This window comes from Arenibaculum pallidiluteum (genome assembly GCF_017355985.1).
GTDB classification, from domain to species: domain Bacteria; phylum Pseudomonadota; class Alphaproteobacteria; order Azospirillales; family Azospirillaceae; genus Arenibaculum; species Arenibaculum pallidiluteum.
In genome coordinates this window covers 1-14,479 of the sequence record NZ_JAFIQU010000019.1, presented here as the reverse complement: position 1 = coordinate 14,479, position 14,479 = coordinate 1, and the positions used below count along the sequence as shown (strand labels likewise).

The window sequence follows — 14,479 nt, the reverse complement described above, 5'->3', positions numbered from 1 at the left end:
ACGACGGGCGGGGCGGGGCTTCGCTTTCGCCCCGCGCGCCGGTAGATTGGACGAAAACCCGAACGAAAAATCCGCGAGGAGGAGACGATCCCATGGCGTCGAACAGCCTGCCGGCCTTCAATTTCGACCTCGGCGACACCGCCGACATGCTGCGCGACCAAGTCCGCAGCTTCGCCGCCGACGAGATCGCGCCGCGCGCGGCAGAGATCGACCGGAGGAACGAGTTCCCGGCCGATCTCTGGCGCAAGATGGGCGATCTCGGCGTGCTAGGCGTCACCGTCGAGGAGGAGTATGGCGGAGCAGGCATGGGCTATCTCGAGCATGTCGTCGCCATGGAAGAGATCAGCCGCGCCTCGGCCTCGGTAGGGCTCAGCTACGGCGCCCATTCGAATCTCTGCGTGAACCAGATCCGCCGCAATGCCAGCGAGGAGCAGAAGCGGCGCTACCTGCCGAAGCTGATCTCCGGCGAGCATGTGGGGGCCCTTGCGATGTCGGAGCCCGGGGCGGGATCGGACGTCGTGTCCATGCGCACGCGGGCCGACAGGCGTGGCGACCGCTATGTCGTCAACGGCTCCAAGATGTGGATCACCAACGGGCCGGACGCCGACGTGCTCGTGGTCTATGCGAAGACCGATCCCGAGGCGGGTCCGAGGGGCATCACGGCCTTTCTGGTCGAGAAGGGCATGAAGGGCTTCTCGACGGCGCAGAAGCTCGACAAGCTCGGCATGCGCGGATCCAACACCTGCGAGCTCGTCTTCCAGGACTGCGAGGTCCCCGAGGAGAACGTGCTGGGGGAGGTCGGACGCGGGGTCAACGTACTGATGTCGGGGCTGGACTACGAGCGCGCGGTGCTGGCGGCCGGGCCGTTGGGCATCATGGAGGCCTGCATGGACGTGGTCGTGCCCTACGTGCACGAGCGCAGGCAGTTCGGCCAGCCGATCGGCGAGTTCCAGATCATGCAGGCCAAGCTGGCCGACATGTACGTGACCATGAACGCCTGCAAGTCCTACGTCTATGCGGTCGCCAAGGCCTGCGACCGCGGCGAGGTGACGCGCAAGGACGCGGCGGGAGCCATCCTCTATGCCGCCGAGAAGGCGACCTGGATGGCGCTTGAGGCGATCCAGTGCCTGGGCGGCAACGGCTACATCAACGAGTATCCGACCGGCCGGCTGCTGCGCGACGCGAAGCTCTACGAGATCGGCGCCGGAACCTCGGAGATCCGCCGCATGCTGATCGGGCGCGAGCTCTTCAAGGAGACGGCGTGACGCCGCAGGGGGAGGCACCGCATGCTGATCGGGCAGTGCCGGGGGTAAATGAATCTTAACCAGTGGACCCTAACTGTGCGTCCCATGGCACGGCTTCGGGATTTGTCTCGAATGCCGTGATTTCTCTGGTCGAAGGGGCGGTGAATGGACGTGGTCGGACGGTGGGGCAGGATGGCCCTGGTCCTCGCGGCTGCGTGCTGGATCTCCGTCCCGGCCTCGGCGCAGCTTTTCGGATCCTCCCCCTCCGCCACGCAGAGGCCGCAGACGCCTGCCGACGGGGCGGCGGTGCCGCCGGACGTGCTCACGATTCCGCAGCTCCCGGTGCCGCCCAACTCCCAGTTCGTGATCGACGACACGGTCATCGTCGGCGACGACCACGACTGGACCGGGCAGGTGGTGATCAGCGCGCCCTACAGCGTGATCCAGATGACCCAGTTTTTCCGCACCGAGATGCCGAGGATGGGCTGGGCCGAGACCGCCATCGTGCGGGCGCGGCGCACGTCCATCTCCTTCGTGCGCGACCAGCGCGTCGCCACCGTGCGCATCTCCGTGCGCGAGGAGAAGCGCACCGAGGTGGACGTCGTGGTCTCCCCCAGCCTCGCCAAGTTCAGCCAGCCCAGCCGCGGTCCGGCGTCGGGCATGTCTGCCCAGCCGCCGGCGCAGCGCCGGAACTGAAAAATCTTTCGGGCTCCGTGACGACGCTCATAGCTCGGAAACGTTTGTGTTCCAATCTATGGGATAGGAGACGACCGGCGAGGCGCCGGCACGCTCCTCATCGTGGAGCTCTCATGTCTATCGAGATGCGCACAGTTACGGTCACGCTCGCGGCGGCCGACCCTTCGGGCTGCGGCAGCGCCGTCGAGCACAGGGCGAGGATCTGGGGGGCCGTCGCCGATCTCGCCCGCGCCGTCCGGTCCGCCGGCATGGCTGGCGAGGCGCGCCTGCGGGCCCAGGACATCGCGGGCCGGGTCCGGTTCGAGGCCACCCGCGCCGGCGCCGCCTTCCTTGCCGGTCTGCCCGGCGTCGTCGAGGTGATCCCCCGCACCTGATGCGGGGAATACAGAAGTCACGCTTTCGGGAGGCTCCTGCGGTCCCGGCTGGGACCGCAGGAGCCTCCTTCATCGCCGATCAGTCGGATGCAGGTTCGCCGTCACCTCCGCCCGTCGGATCGAACGCACTGCCGAAGAACGGTGAAGTGATCAGGAAATCGGCCGTGGTGCGATTGGTCGCCAGGGCGACGTTGTAGAGCGTCGAAAGACGTACGAGTGCCTGGACGTCCGCATCATGCGGGTGGGGCGACAGCGGATCGATGAAGAACACGAGAACGTCGATGCGGCCCTCGGCAATCATCGCGCCGATCTGCTGATCGCCGCCAAGCGGTCCCGACTTCAGTGCCGTCACATCGAGTTCCGGGCACGCTTGCGCGATCTGCGTTCCGGTCGTGCCGGTCGCCCAGAACCTGTGTGACGCAAGCGTACCGGCATTGTGCCGGGCCCACGAGACGAGATCGTCCTTCTTGCTGTCGTGCGCGACCAGCGCAATGCATTTGGAAGCTTTCAACTGGCGTTCCCTCGATTCAGCCGCTGCAAGCCGGTCGTCCGCGAGATGGGTTTCTATTCCATGACCATCCCCCCGGTCACGCCGTAGACCATGGCGGTGACGTAGCTCGAATCCGGCGATGCCAGGAAGACGTAGACCGGGGCTAGCTCGGCCGGCTGCGCCGGCCGCTTCATCGGCGTCTGCTGTCCGAAGGTCTTGACGTTGTCGGGAGGCATGGTCGCGGGGATCAGGGGAGTCCAGACGGGGCCGGGTGCGACCGCGTTGACGCGGATTCCGCGCTCCGGCGCCTGCTGCCCCAGGGCCTTGGTGAAGGCGACGATCGCGCCCTTGGTCGAGGCGTAGTGCAGCAGCATCGGCGACGGATGGTAGGCCTGGATCGACGCCGTGTTGATGATCGCCGAGCCCGGCTTCATCACCGCCATGGCGGCCTTGCTCAGGTGGAACATGGCGATGATGTTCGTCCGGAAGGCCCGCTCGATCTCCTCAGTGGGCAGGTCGTCGACATTCTCGTGCGTCGTCTGATAGGCGGCGTTGTTGACCAGCACGTCCAGGCGCCCGAACTCGCCCATGGTCCGCTCGACGAGGGAGCGGCAATGTCGCTCGTCCTGGATGTCTCCAGGTAGGCGCAGGCAGCGGCGTCCAGCGGCCTCGACCACGCGCGCGGTCTCGGCCGCGTCCTCCTCCTCGCTGAGGTACGAGATCGCGACATCGGCGCCTTCGCGCGCATAGGCCAGGGCTACGGCGCGGCCGATCCCGCTGTCGCCGCCCGTGATCAGGGCCGCCTTGCCCTCGAGCTTTCCGGAGCCTTGATACGAGGTCTCGCCGTAATCGGGCCGCGGGTCCATGGCGGCCTCGGATCCGGGCAGGTCCTGGCGCTGTTCGGGGAAGGGCGGCTTCGCCCCGCCTTCCTTGGGATCGCCCCCACGCTCAGAGGTCATGGCTGCCTCTCTGTCCCGTCTGTGAATGCCGCGGGTTGCGGGTTTCTGCCCAACAGCGCGGGGGAAGGCGGCATGCGGCCGTCCTGTCGGCATCATGCGAAAGGTCACCTGCCACAGCCGTGCGGGCCGTGCTGACGGTCTCCCCGCGTTTCCTCTTCCGGCTGTGCCAAGCCCAATCCTTTCGTCGTCCGGCGCTCGGGCTTGCCGTTCTGACCTTTTGCATGTGGCCTGCCGCGCGCCCCGGCGGGCACAGTGGACAGAGTCCCTGAAATCGGCTGAGATCCCACCCAACAGAAGGCGCACGGCCAAGAAGCCGCGCCCGTTTCGGAGGAGAAACCGCATGCCGGACAAGGATCCCATCGTCATCGCCGGTGCCGTCCGCACGCCCATGGGGGGCTTCCAGGGCGAGCTGGCGTCCATGACCGCGCCCGAACTCGGGGCCGCCGCGATCCAGGCAGCGCTGCAGCGCGCCGCGGTAGCGCCGGACCAGGTGCAGGAGGTGATCATGGGCTGCGTGCTTCCGGCCGGGCAGGGCCAGGCACCCGCCCGCCAAGCCGCGCTGGGCGCCGGGCTGCCACAGGACGTCGGCTGCACCACCGTCAACAAGATGTGCGGATCCGGGATGAAGGCCGCCATGCTGGCGCACGACCTGATCCTGGCAGGCACCAACGACGTGATGGTCGCGGGCGGGATGGAGAGCATGAGCAACGCGCCCTACCTGCTGGACCGCGCGCGGGCCGGATACCGCATGGGCCATGGCCGGGTGCTCGACCACATGTTCCTGGACGGTCTCGAGGACGCCTACGACAAGGGGCGCCTGATGGGCACCTTTGCCGAGGACACGGCTCAACACTTCCAGTTCACCCGAGAGGCCCAGGACGAATACGCGGCAGGCTCTCTGACCCGGGCGCGCAGCGCCGTCGAGGACGGCACCTTCGATGCCGAGATCGCGCCCGTCACAGTGAGGTCTCGCAAGGGGGAGGCCCGCGTCGAGCGGGACGAGCAGCCGCTCAAGGCCGTTCCCGAGAAGATCGGCACGCTCAAGCCCGCCTTCCGTCCCGACGGAACAGTGACGGCCGCCAATTCCAGCTCCATCAGCGACGGCGCGGCGGCGCTCGTCCTGATGCGCCTGTCGGAGGCCGAGCGGCGGGGCCTGGCGCCGCTGGCGGCGATCCGCGGCCACGCGACCCACGCACAGGCACCGGCATGGTTCACCACGGCCCCGGTGGGGGCCATGCGCAAGCTGCTCGAACGCACGGGCTGGTCGGCTGGAGACGTCGACCTGTGGGAGATCAACGAGGCCTTCGCCGTGGTCGCCATGGCCGCGATCCGCGAGCTCGACCTGCCGCGCGAGCGCGTGAACGTCCATGGCGGCGCCTGCGCGCTCGGCCATCCCATCGGCGCCTCGGGGGCCCGCATCCTGGTCACGCTCCTGAACGCGCTGGAAAAGCGCGGCATGCGGCGCGGCGTCGCCTCTCTCTGCATCGGCGGCGGTGAGGCCACCGCCATGGCTGTCGAGCGGCTTCAATAGGGCGGGTGCGGCCATGCTGATCACCGAGGAGCAGGCGATGGTGCGCGACATGGCGCGCCAGTTCGCCCGCGAGCGCCTGGAGCCCGGCGCGGGCGAGCGCGACCGCACCGGCGCCTTCCCGGCCCAGGAGCTGCGCGAGATGGGCGCGCTGGGCCTTCTGGGTATGGTCGTGCCCGAGGAGTGGGGTGGCGCGGGCACCGATGCCCTCTCCTACGCGCTGGCGATCGAGGAGATCGCGGCCGGCGACGGCGCCGTTTCCACGATCATGAGCGTGCACAACTCGGTCGGCTGCGCGCCCATCCTGAAATTCGGGACCCAGGCGCAGAAGGAGCGCTTCCTGCGCCCGATGGCGCGCGGCGAGATGCTGGGCGCCTTCTGCCTGACCGAGCCCCAGGCAGGCTCGGACGCGGCGGCGCTGAAGACCCGGGCGGTGCGCGACGGCGCGGATTACGTGCTGAACGGCACCAAGCAGTTCATCACCAATGGCAGCCGCGGCGGCGTCGCCATCGTCTTCGCGGTGACCGACCCCGCCGCCGGCAAGAAGGGCATCAGCGCTTTCCTGGTCCCGACCGACGGCCCCGGCTACGTTGTCGCGCGGACCGAGAACAAGCTCGGCCAGCGCTGCTCGGACACCTGCCAGATCGTGCTGCAGGACTGCCGGGTCCCGGCCGACCTGCGGCTCGGCGAGGAGGGGCAGGGCTACCGCATCGCGCTGGCCAACCTCGAGGGCGGGCGGATCGGCATCGCGTCGCAGTCGGTCGGCATGGCGCGCGCTGCCTACGAGCATGCGCTGCGCTATGCGCGCGAGCGCAGCAGCATGGGCGTGGCCATCATGGAGCACCAGGCAATCGCCTTCCGCCTTGCGGACATGGCGACGCGCATCGAGGCCGCGCGCCAGCTCGTCCTGCACGCGGCGGCGCTGCGCGAGGCCGGCCTTCCCTGCCTGAAGGAGGCCTCAATGGCCAAGCTCTACGCCTCCGAGATGGCGGAGCGCGTGTGCTCGGACGCGATCCAGATCCATGGCGGCTACGGCTATCTCGAAGATTTCCCGGTCGAGCGGATATACCGCGATGTACGAGTGTGCCAGATCTACGAGGGGACCAGCGACATCCAGCGCCTCGTGATCGCGCGCCAGATCGCGGGCGATGCCTGAGCCATGGCGCCGCCGCTGGAGTTCTACTTCGACTTCGCCTCGCCCTACGGCTACCTGGCCGCGACCCAGGTGGATGCCATGGCGGCGCGCCACGGTCGCACGGTTGCCTGGCGGCCGGTGCTGCTGGGCGCGATCTTCAAGCTCACGGGCATGCGCCCTGTCGTCGAGCAGCCCCTGCGACGAGAGTACCTGCTGCGCGACGCCGGGCGCTTTGCGCGGCTGCTGGGGGTGCCGCTGACGGTTCCGCCCGTGGTGCCGGCCAATCCCCTCGTGGCCTCACGCGCGTTCTGGTGGCTGCATGATCGCGACGAGGCGGCGGCGGCCCGCTTCGCGCGTGCCATCTACGATGCCCATTGGGGCCAGGGGCGCGACATCAGCCCGTCCGAAGCCGTGCTTGCCATCGCGGCCGAGCAGGGTCTGGACACGGTCGCGCTCCGCGACGGGGTCTCGGACGGTGCGGTGAAGGCGCGCCTTCGCGCCGAGACCGAGCGGGCCATCGCCCGCGGCGTCTTCGGCGCTCCCTTCCTTTTCGTGGACGGGGAGCCCTTCTGGGGGGCGGACCGGCTGGACCAGGTCGAGCGCTGGATGGCGGCGCCCTGGTAGGGCCGGCGGAATGCCCGGGAATCGAGCAAGACCGGCCGGCAGGCCGGCGCGAGTGGGGGAGCGACACGGATGCCAGTCCTGAAATCCGCCCTGGACACGCGGGGCGGCGCCTATGCCGAGAACGTGCGGGCCATGCGGTCCCTGGTCGAGGATCTGCGCGCCAAGGTCGCCGAGATCAAGCTCGGCGGCGGCGAGCGGGCCCGCGAGCGGCACCTGTCGCGCGGCAAGCTGCTGCCGCGCGACAGGGTGCGCGCGCTGCTGGATCCCGGCACGCCTTATCTCGAGCTCTCGCAGCTCGCCGCCTACGGCGTCTATGACGAGCCGATCCCGGCCGCCGGCATCCTGACGGGCATCGGCCGCGTCTCGGGCACGGAATGCGTGGTGGTCGCGAACGACGCGACGGTGAAGGGCGGCACCTACTACCCGCTAACCGTCAAGAAGCACCTGCGCGCGCAGGAGATCGCCCAGGCCAACAACCTGCCCTGCATCTATCTCGTGGACAGCGGCGGCGCCAACCTGCCGAACCAGGACGAGGTCTTCCCCGACCGCGACCATTTCGGGCGCATCTTCTTCAACCAGGCGAACATGTCGGCCCGCGGCATCCCGCAGATCGCCGTGGTGATGGGATCCTGCACCGCAGGCGGGGCCTATGTGCCGGCGATGTCCGACGAATCCATCATCGTGCGCAACCAGGGCACGATCTTCCTGGGCGGGCCGCCGCTGGTCAGGGCCGCGACCGGCGAGGTCGTCACGGCCGAGGAGCTCGGCGGGGCCGACGTGCACAGCCGCATCTCGGGCGTGACCGACCACTACGCCGTGAACGATGCGCATGCCCTCGCCATCGCGCGCCGCATCGTCGCGAACCTGAACCGCGACAAGCGGCCCGGCGTCGCGATCCGTCCGCCCGCCGACCCGCTCTACGATCCCGAGGAGCTCTACGGCATCATCCCGACCGACCCGCGCAAGCCCTTCGACGTGCGCGAGGTGATCGCCCGCATCGTGGACGGCAGCGAGTTCGACGAGTTCAAGCAGCTCTACGGCACCACGCTCGTCTGCGGCTTCGCCCACGTCTTCGGCTATCCCGTGGGGATCGTCGCCAACAACGGCATCCTGTTCTCGGAATCGGCGCTGAAGGGCGCCCATTTCATCGAGCTCTGCTCCCAGCGCGGCATCCCGCTGCTGTTCCTGCAGAACATCACGGGCTTCATGGTCGGCAAGCGCTACGAGCAGGGCGGCATCGCTAAGGACGGCGCAAAGATGGTGACAGCGGTGGCCTGCGCGCAGGTGCCCAAGTTCACCATGATCATCGGCGGCAGCTTCGGGGCCGGGAATTACGGCATGTGCGGGCGGGCCTATTCGCCGCGCTTCCTGTGGATGTGGCCGAACGCGCGCATCTCGGTGATGGGCGGCGAGCAGGCGGCCAACGTCCTGGCCCAGGTCCGGCGCGACAACATCGAGGCCGCGGGCAAGACCTGGCCGGCCGAGGAGGAGGAGGCGTTCAAGGCGCCGATCCGCGCCCAGTACGAGAGCCAGGGGCACCCCTACTATGCCTCGGCGCGCCTGTGGGACGACGGCATCGTCGATCCCGCGGACACGCGCATGGTGCTCGGCCTCGGGCTTTCGGCCGCGCTGAACGCGCCGGTCGAGCCGACGCGCTTCGGCGTCTTCCGGATGTGAAGGGCCTAGATCCCTTCGCCCATGAGATAGCCGCGCCGCTCCTCGTCGCGCGCCAGCGCTGCGTAGCCGCGCGAGCGCAGACGGCGCGTTCCTGGGCTTCTCTGCGGTGTGCGCTCGGTCAGGGCGCCGACGGCCAGCGCGAAGAGGCCGTAGCCCGCCATGAACAGCCGCGCCTCGTCGGACGCGCTGCGCATCAGGGCGGCGGCGGCCAGGAAGCCCAGGCCCTGGGCCGCATCAACGGCGAGGTGCTCGCGCATGCTGAGGGCGGGGGTCACGCCGAACTCGTAGTCGGTGGCGAGGCTGTAGGCGACCGAGCCGGCGGCGGCGCTCTCCATCAGCGGGCGCACGGGCCCGTCCCAGCCCATCAGGCGCGAGGCGATGGCCAGGGTGGCGGCGGAGGCGAGGTCGATGACCCCGTGGGTCTTGGTGGAGATCTGCATGCGCGGGTCAACAGGGGGGCGGGGATCCCGTTCCGCTTTGGGCGGTTCCGGCGATGGTGTAGGAATGGAACAACGACAAGAACGTGGACAATCCGCGGGAGGACAGGGATGCCGAGTCCCGAGGTGCTGAGCGAGATCCGCGGCGACGGCATCGCCGTGGTGACCATGAGCCGGCCCGAGATTCACAACGCCTTCGACGACGCGATGATCGCAACACTGACGGCGACGCTGTCCGGACTTGGTGACGATCCAGCGGTGCGCGCCGTGGTGCTGCGGGGCGCGGGAAAGAGCTTCTCCGCGGGCGCCGATCTCGGCTGGATGCGCCGGATGGCACGCTATTCCCATGCCGAGAACGAGGCCGACGCGCTGGCACTCGCGGAGCTCATGCGCACGCTGGACCGCCTGCCGAAGCCGACCGTGGCAGCCGTCCATGGCGCGGCCCTTGGTGGCGGCGTGGGCCTCGTTGCCTGCTGCGACGTCGCAATCGCCGCCGAGGCCGCGAGCTTCGCCCTGTCGGAGGTGCGGCTGGGCCTGATCCCTGCCGTGATCTCCCCTTATGTCGTGGCCGCCATGGGCCAGCGGGCGGCGCGGCGCATGTTCCTGACCGCCGAGCGGTTCGATGCGCGCACCGCGCTGCGCTTCGGCCTCGTGCACGAGGTCGTGGCGGCCGAGGCGTTGGACGCTGCGGTCGAGGCGGTGCTGGCGCGCCTGCTGGAGGGGGGGCCTGCCGCCCAGGCCGCCGCGAAGGACCTTATATTTGCGGTGGCGCAGCGCCCGGTGGACGAGGACGTCCTGCGCGATACCGCGCGCCGCATCGCCGACCAGCGCGCTTCGCCCGAGGGGCGCGAGGGGGTCTCCGCCTTTCTCGAGAAGCGCGAGCCCTCCTGGCGTGGACCCGGCTGACGGGGCGCAGGCGGAGTGCAGGGTGCGCACCGCGCCGCCGCAGCGAATGAACACTCGGGACCAACACTGAGCGGGACCAACACTGGGGAAGTCGGCAACGGCATGTTCTCGAAAATCCTGATCGCGAACCGCGGCGAGATCGCCTGCCGCGTCATCCGCACCGCCCGGCGCCTCGGGATCCGGACGGTCGCGGTGCATTCCGAGGCCGACGCCCAGGCGCTGCACGTGCGCATGGCGGACGAGGCCGTGCCCATCGGGCCAGCGCCCGCCCGCGAGAGCTATCTGCGCGGCGCTGCGATCCTCGATGCGGCGCGGCTCACCGGGGCCGAGGCCGTGCATCCGGGCTATGGCTTCCTGTCCGAGAACGCCGGCTTCGCCGAGGCCTGCGGCCAGGCCGGCATCCGCTTCATCGGCCCGCCGCCCGCCGCGATCCGGGCCATGGGCGGCAAGTCCGAGGCCAAGGCGCTGATGGAGGCCGCCGGGGTGCCGCTGGTCCCGGGCTATCACGGCGCGGACCAGGATCCCGGCCTGCTGCTCGCCGAAGCGCGGCGCATCGGCTTTCCCGTGCTCGTCAAGGCCTCGGCGGGCGGCGGGGGCAAGGGCATGCGCGTGGTCACAGCCGAGGACCAATTCGCGGACCAGCTTGCCGGCGCGAAGCGCGAGGCTGCCTCGTCCTTCGGCGACGACCGCGTCCTGCTGGAGAAGTACCTGACGCGTCCGCGCCATGTGGAGATCCAGGTCTTCGCGGACGGGCACGGCAACTGCGTCTACCTCTTCGAGCGCGACTGCTCGATCCAGCGCCGCCACCAGAAGGTCGTGGAGGAGGCGCCGGCGCCGCGCCTCGAGCCCGGCACGCGCGCCCGCATGGGTGCCGCGGCCGTCGCGGCCGCACGCGCGATCGGCTACGAGGGCGCCGGGACGGTCGAGTTCCTGCTCGACGAGGACGGCTCCTTCTACTTCATGGAGATGAACACCCGCCTGCAGGTCGAGCATCCCGTGACCGAGATGATCACGGGTCAGGACCTGGTCGAGTGGCAGCTTCGCGTCGCCGCGGGCGGGCCGCTGCCGCTGGCCCAAGAGGACCTGGCGATCGACGGGCACGCGATCGAGGTGCGGCTCTATGCCGAGGATCCTCAGCGGGACTTCCTGCCGCAGACCGGGCGCCTCGATCACCTGGCCTTCCCGGCGGCGGGACCCCATGTGCGGGTCGATACCGGTGTGCGCTCGGGGGATCGCATCAGCATCCACTACGACCCGATGATCGCGAAGCTGATCGTCTGGGATCGCGATCGTCCCTCGGCGGTGCGGCGCCTGCGCGGCGCCCTGGCCGAGACTCAGGTCGCCGGGCTCGCCACCAATGCGGGATTCCTGTCGGCGATCGCGGGGTCGCGCGCCTTCATGGAGGCCGAGCTCGACACCCGCTTCATCGAGCGCAACGAGGCCGAGCTGCTGCCCGACGCGGCGCCGGTGCCGCCCGAGGGGCTGGCCCTGGCCGCGCTCGGCGTGCTGCTGGACCGGGCCGCGCGGGCACGCACCCTGGCCGCGACATCGGGCGACCCCTACAGCCCATGGGCACGCTCGGACGGCTGGCGGCTGAACGACGATGCCCACGACACGCTGGTCTTCCGGGATGGCGGAGAGGAGAGGAGCGTCCCGCTGGTCTACCGACGGGACGGTTACCAGCTCCAGGTGGGGGGACGCCAGTTGCTGGCGCGGGGTGAGCTTGGGCCCGACGGCACGCTGGATGCCGAGCTCGACGGCATGCGCCTGCGGGCGACGCTGGTGCTGCGCGGGGCCGAGGTGTCGGTCTTCGTCCGCGGCGTCATGCACCGGGTCCAGCTCGTGGATGCGCTGGCCGGGGCCGATGCGGCGGAGGCCGGGGCCGGGAAGCTGACCGCGCCCATGCCGGGCAAGGTGATCGCGGTGCTGGTGGAGCCGGGCGCCCTGGTCGCCAAGGGCCAGGCGCTGGTGGTCCTGGAGGCCATGAAGATGGAGCACACCATCAAGGCGCCGGCCGATGGGACCGTGGAGCTCGTCCGCTACGCGGTCGGGGACCAGGTGGAGGACGGCGCCGAACTGATCGGCTTCAAGGCGGGAGAGGCGTGATGGCGTTTCCGGAACGGGTGCGGATCGTCGAGATGGGGCCGCGAGACGGGCTCCAGAACGAGAAGGCCGTCGTGCCGACCGACGTGAAGGTCGCGCTGGTCGAGCGGCTGGCCGATTCCGGCCTGCCGGCGGTGGAGGCAGGCGCCTTCGTGTCGCCGCGCTGGGTTCCGCAGATGGCCGATACGGCAGAGGTCCTCGCGCGAATCCGCCGCCGCCCAGGGACCATGTATCCAGTCCTTGTTCCCAACGAGAAGGGGCTGGAGGCCGCCCTGGCCGCGGGAGTCGAGGAGGTCGCCGTCTTCGGGGCCGCCTCCGAGAGCTTCAGCCGGAAGAACATCAACTGCTCCATCGCCGAGAGCCTCGACCGCTTCCGCCCCGTCGCGGCGCGGGCGCGCGAGGCCGGCCTGCGCGTGCGCGGCTATGTCAGCTGCGTGCTCGGCTGCCCCTACGAGGGCGAGGTCGATCCCGCCCGTGTGGCCGAGGTGGCGGGCGCCCTTGCCGGCATGGGCTGCTACGAGGTGTCGCTGGGCGATACCATCGGCGTCGGTACGCCCGCGAAGGCCCGGGCCATGGTCCAGGCGGTCTCGGCCACCGTACCGGTGGACAGGCTGGCGCTGCACTTCCACGACACCTATGGCCAAGCGCTGGCCAATATCCTGGCCTGCCTGGAGCTCGGCGTCGCGGTGGTGGACAGCTCGGTCGCCGGGCTCGGCGGCTGCCCCTACGCCAAGGGAGCCTCGGGCAATGTCGCGACCGAGGACGTGCTCTACATGCTGCACGGCATGGGCATCGCAACGGGTGCCGATCTCGATGCGGTGGCGGCCATAGGGAGCTGGATCTCGGCCAAGCTCGGCCGCGAGAACGGCTCCAGGGTCGGCCGTGCCCTCGCGGCGCGCGACGTCGCCGCAACAGCGGGCTGATCCGAAGCTTCGAAGATTTTTAATCAGATCGCACCAAAGTCACCGGATCGCCCATGGGGCGGGGGTCCGGGAGAAAGGAATGTCGCGCTCGACCGAAGGGGTCACGAACTGGATGCATCTGTTCCGGTGGATCGTGAAGCTGATCCGGGACGAATATGGGATCGACGAGAAGATCCTGGTCCGGCATGCGACCCTCGAGACCGATTGCGGCCTGTCGATCGAGCAGGTCGAGGAGTTGCTGGAAGCCATCGCCGAGAGTTTCGCGATCCGCTTTCCGCCAGGTGTCCTGGACGAGGTGGTGAAGCTCGAGGAGCTCTGCATGGTCTCGGCCTGGATCAAGGGCCTCTACAAGCAGCCGGAATTCCTGTCCGACGGCTTTGCCTCCCGCTGCCGCGAGATCAACGCGATCGCGGCTTGAGGGACTGAGCCAGATAGGACGGGATCCGGCGGCTGGGGCGCCGAATTCTCCCTGGCGCGGCGGCGCAGGATGTCCCATCTCTGCGCTCTCCGACACCACCGGGACGTCATGGCGCTTCATCTGATCAAGCTCGCGGTCGGGATCCGTGATCTCGACCATCTGGCCGAGGTGCAGCAGGGCCGCGCCTTCATGCGCGACGGCGCGCGAATCGTGCCGGGCTACACCCGCCGCATGCCGACGCGCGGCGACGAGGTCTGCGACGGCGGCTCCATCTACTGGGTCGTCAAGGGCGCGGTGCGCTGCCGCCAGCCCGTGCTGGGCTTCGAACTCGTGCAGGACGGCGAGGGGGAATCCTGGTGCCGCCTGCTCCTGGATCCCGTGCTGGTTCCGGTGGAGGCCCAGCCCCGCAAGGCCTTCCAGGGCTGGCGCTACCTGAAGCCCGAGGAGGCTCCGCGCGACCTCGGGGCGGGGCAGGGTGGCGGGGTAGGGGAGGATGCCATGCCGCCCGAGATGCTGGCCGAGCTGAGGGCCCTCGGCCTCGCCTGAAGAAGGTTCCCAAGCGGGCGAAAAAAGCGCTTGCGGGCCGGATCGGCCGGGAATATATAAGCGCTCCCGACGCGATGGCGGCCCTGGCCGCGGCGCGACGGACCGGCCGGGAAGCCGGGTTTCGGACGCGCTGTCCGGGGCCGCGCCGGCCAGGCTACAGCTTCAGCCCACGCCCCGGATCGGGACCGGTCGGAAGGTCGGTCGCCGCGGGCGTTGCGGTCTCTCCGGAGATCGCGGGATCTATGACATCGTCGAAAATGGTTCGAGAAGGGATGCGCAGGCGGCGGTCCCATGGGTGTCCCGGTTTGTGGGCAGCACATGGATCGTTCGCAGCGACATCTGCAGTAACATGCGTCTAGGACGAATGTGCTCAGGGATCGCGGTGGCGGTCATCGGATCTGCTGGGTTTGGGCTTTGTG

The 14,479-nt window shown here is 69.6% G+C and carries 15 protein-coding genes; 12 read left to right on the top strand and 3 right to left on the bottom strand.

The window, feature by feature from the left end:
- Positions 1-92 precede the first annotated feature (92 nt).
- The 3 genes from JUB13_RS25925 (at position 93) to JUB13_RS25915 (ending at position 2,314) form a co-directional block, all read left to right on the top strand.
- Complete coding sequence (locus JUB13_RS25925; RefSeq protein ID WP_207484280.1) at positions 93-1,265, top strand: isovaleryl-CoA dehydrogenase; 1,173 nt, start codon at positions 93-95, stop codon at positions 1,263-1,265.
- A 144-nt stretch (positions 1,266-1,409) separates the two neighbouring features.
- Complete coding sequence (locus tag JUB13_RS25920) at positions 1,410-1,940, top strand: hypothetical protein (RefSeq protein ID WP_207484278.1); 531 nt, start codon at positions 1,410-1,412, stop codon at positions 1,938-1,940.
- A 113-nt stretch (positions 1,941-2,053) separates the two neighbouring features.
- Positions 2,054-2,314 (top strand): hypothetical protein, encoded by a 261-nt coding sequence (locus JUB13_RS25915; protein WP_207484276.1) that lies wholly within the window; start codon positions 2,054-2,056, stop codon positions 2,312-2,314.
- Positions 2,315-2,393: 79 nt separating this feature from the next.
- Here JUB13_RS25915 and JUB13_RS25910 read toward each other — a convergent pair whose 3' ends face one another.
- Complete coding sequence (locus tag JUB13_RS25910; RefSeq protein WP_207484274.1) at positions 2,394-2,825, bottom strand: methylglyoxal synthase; 432 nt, start codon at positions 2,823-2,825, stop codon at positions 2,394-2,396.
- Between the two features lie 53 nt (positions 2,826-2,878).
- Positions 2,879-3,763 carry an SDR family oxidoreductase gene (locus JUB13_RS25905; RefSeq protein WP_207484272.1) on the bottom strand — a complete coding sequence of 295 codons (885 nt, stop codon included), beginning with the start codon at positions 3,761-3,763 and terminating at the stop codon, positions 2,879-2,881.
- Between the two features lie 340 nt (positions 3,764-4,103).
- Between JUB13_RS25905 and JUB13_RS25900 the strand changes: the two genes are divergently transcribed.
- The 4 genes from JUB13_RS25900 (at position 4,104) to JUB13_RS25885 (ending at position 8,727) form a co-directional block, all read left to right on the top strand.
- Complete coding sequence (locus JUB13_RS25900) at positions 4,104-5,294, top strand: acetyl-CoA C-acetyltransferase (protein ID WP_207484270.1); 1,191 nt, start codon at positions 4,104-4,106, stop codon at positions 5,292-5,294.
- Between the two features lie 13 nt (positions 5,295-5,307).
- Entirely contained in the window at positions 5,308-6,447 is a 1,140-nt protein-coding gene (locus tag JUB13_RS25895; protein ID WP_207484268.1) for an acyl-CoA dehydrogenase family protein, read from the top strand.
- Positions 6,448-6,450: 3 nt separating this feature from the next.
- On the top strand, positions 6,451-7,050 hold the full coding sequence (locus tag JUB13_RS25890; RefSeq protein ID WP_207484266.1) for a 2-hydroxychromene-2-carboxylate isomerase: 600 nt from the start codon (positions 6,451-6,453) through the stop codon (positions 7,048-7,050).
- Between the two features lie 69 nt (positions 7,051-7,119).
- Positions 7,120-8,727 (top strand): carboxyl transferase domain-containing protein, encoded by a 1,608-nt coding sequence (locus tag JUB13_RS25885; protein WP_207484264.1) that lies wholly within the window; start codon positions 7,120-7,122, stop codon positions 8,725-8,727.
- Positions 8,728-8,732: 5 nt separating this feature from the next.
- On the opposite strand, the gene JUB13_RS25880 is transcribed toward JUB13_RS25885, so the two are convergent.
- On the bottom strand, positions 8,733-9,167 hold the full coding sequence (locus JUB13_RS25880) for a hypothetical protein (protein WP_207484262.1): 435 nt from the start codon (positions 9,165-9,167) through the stop codon (positions 8,733-8,735).
- 108 nt (positions 9,168-9,275) lie between these two features.
- On the opposite strand from JUB13_RS25880, the gene JUB13_RS25875 reads away from it, so the two are divergent.
- From JUB13_RS25875 to JUB13_RS25855, 5 genes are all read left to right on the top strand, one after another.
- Positions 9,276-10,070: an enoyl-CoA hydratase-related protein gene (locus JUB13_RS25875; RefSeq protein WP_207484260.1), complete on the top strand. Its 795-nt coding sequence runs from the start codon at positions 9,276-9,278 to the stop codon at positions 10,068-10,070.
- A gap of 102 nt (positions 10,071-10,172) precedes the next feature.
- The gene (locus tag JUB13_RS25870) at positions 10,173-12,176 is read left to right on the top strand and encodes an acetyl/propionyl/methylcrotonyl-CoA carboxylase subunit alpha (protein WP_207484258.1); all 2,004 of its coding nucleotides are present in this window, start codon (positions 10,173-10,175) and stop codon (positions 12,174-12,176) included.
- Positions 12,176-13,096, top strand: a complete 921-nt coding sequence (locus tag JUB13_RS25865) for a hydroxymethylglutaryl-CoA lyase (protein WP_207484256.1) — start codon at positions 12,176-12,178, stop codon at positions 13,094-13,096. The genes JUB13_RS25870 and JUB13_RS25865 overlap by 1 nt, the downstream gene beginning before the upstream one ends.
- Positions 13,097-13,175: 79 nt before the next feature.
- Positions 13,176-13,514: an acyl carrier protein gene (locus JUB13_RS25860; RefSeq protein WP_207484254.1), complete on the top strand. Its 339-nt coding sequence runs from the start codon at positions 13,176-13,178 to the stop codon at positions 13,512-13,514.
- Positions 13,515-13,622: 108 nt separating this feature from the next.
- Positions 13,623-14,060 (top strand): DUF1489 family protein, encoded by a 438-nt coding sequence (locus JUB13_RS25855; RefSeq protein ID WP_207484252.1) that lies wholly within the window; start codon positions 13,623-13,625, stop codon positions 14,058-14,060.
- The last annotated feature ends 419 nt before the right edge of the window (positions 14,061-14,479 follow it).

Bases quoted from the DNA above. Each gene is read 5' to 3' on its own strand.
- JUB13_RS25875 (WP_207484260.1), top strand. From the start codon at position 9,276: ATGCCGAGTCCCGAGGTGCTGAGCGAGATCCGCGGCGACGGCATCGCC.
- JUB13_RS25895 (WP_207484268.1), top strand. From the start codon at position 5,308: ATGCTGATCACCGAGGAGCAGGCGATGGTGCGCGACATGGCGCGCCAG.
- JUB13_RS25925 (WP_207484280.1), top strand. From the start codon at position 93: ATGGCGTCGAACAGCCTGCCGGCCTTCAATTTCGACCTCGGCGACACC.
- JUB13_RS25855 (WP_207484252.1), top strand. From the start codon at position 13,623: ATGGCGCTTCATCTGATCAAGCTCGCGGTCGGGATCCGTGATCTCGAC.
- JUB13_RS25885 (WP_207484264.1), top strand. From the start codon at position 7,120: ATGCCAGTCCTGAAATCCGCCCTGGACACGCGGGGCGGCGCCTATGCC.
- JUB13_RS25890 (WP_207484266.1), top strand. From the start codon at position 6,451: ATGGCGCCGCCGCTGGAGTTCTACTTCGACTTCGCCTCGCCCTACGGC.
- JUB13_RS25900 (WP_207484270.1), top strand. From the start codon at position 4,104: ATGCCGGACAAGGATCCCATCGTCATCGCCGGTGCCGTCCGCACGCCC.
- JUB13_RS25915 (WP_207484276.1), top strand. From the start codon at position 2,054: ATGTCTATCGAGATGCGCACAGTTACGGTCACGCTCGCGGCGGCCGAC.
- JUB13_RS25860 (WP_207484254.1), top strand. From the start codon at position 13,176: ATGTCGCGCTCGACCGAAGGGGTCACGAACTGGATGCATCTGTTCCGG.
- JUB13_RS25870 (WP_207484258.1), top strand. From the start codon at position 10,173: ATGTTCTCGAAAATCCTGATCGCGAACCGCGGCGAGATCGCCTGCCGC.
- JUB13_RS25865 (WP_207484256.1), top strand. From the start codon at position 12,176: ATGGCGTTTCCGGAACGGGTGCGGATCGTCGAGATGGGGCCGCGAGAC.
- JUB13_RS25880 (WP_207484262.1), bottom strand. From the start codon at position 9,167: ATGCAGATCTCCACCAAGACCCACGGGGTCATCGACCTCGCCTCCGCC.
- JUB13_RS25905 (WP_207484272.1), bottom strand. From the start codon at position 3,763: ATGACCTCTGAGCGTGGGGGCGATCCCAAGGAAGGCGGGGCGAAGCCG.
- JUB13_RS25920 (WP_207484278.1), top strand. From the start codon at position 1,410: ATGGACGTGGTCGGACGGTGGGGCAGGATGGCCCTGGTCCTCGCGGCT.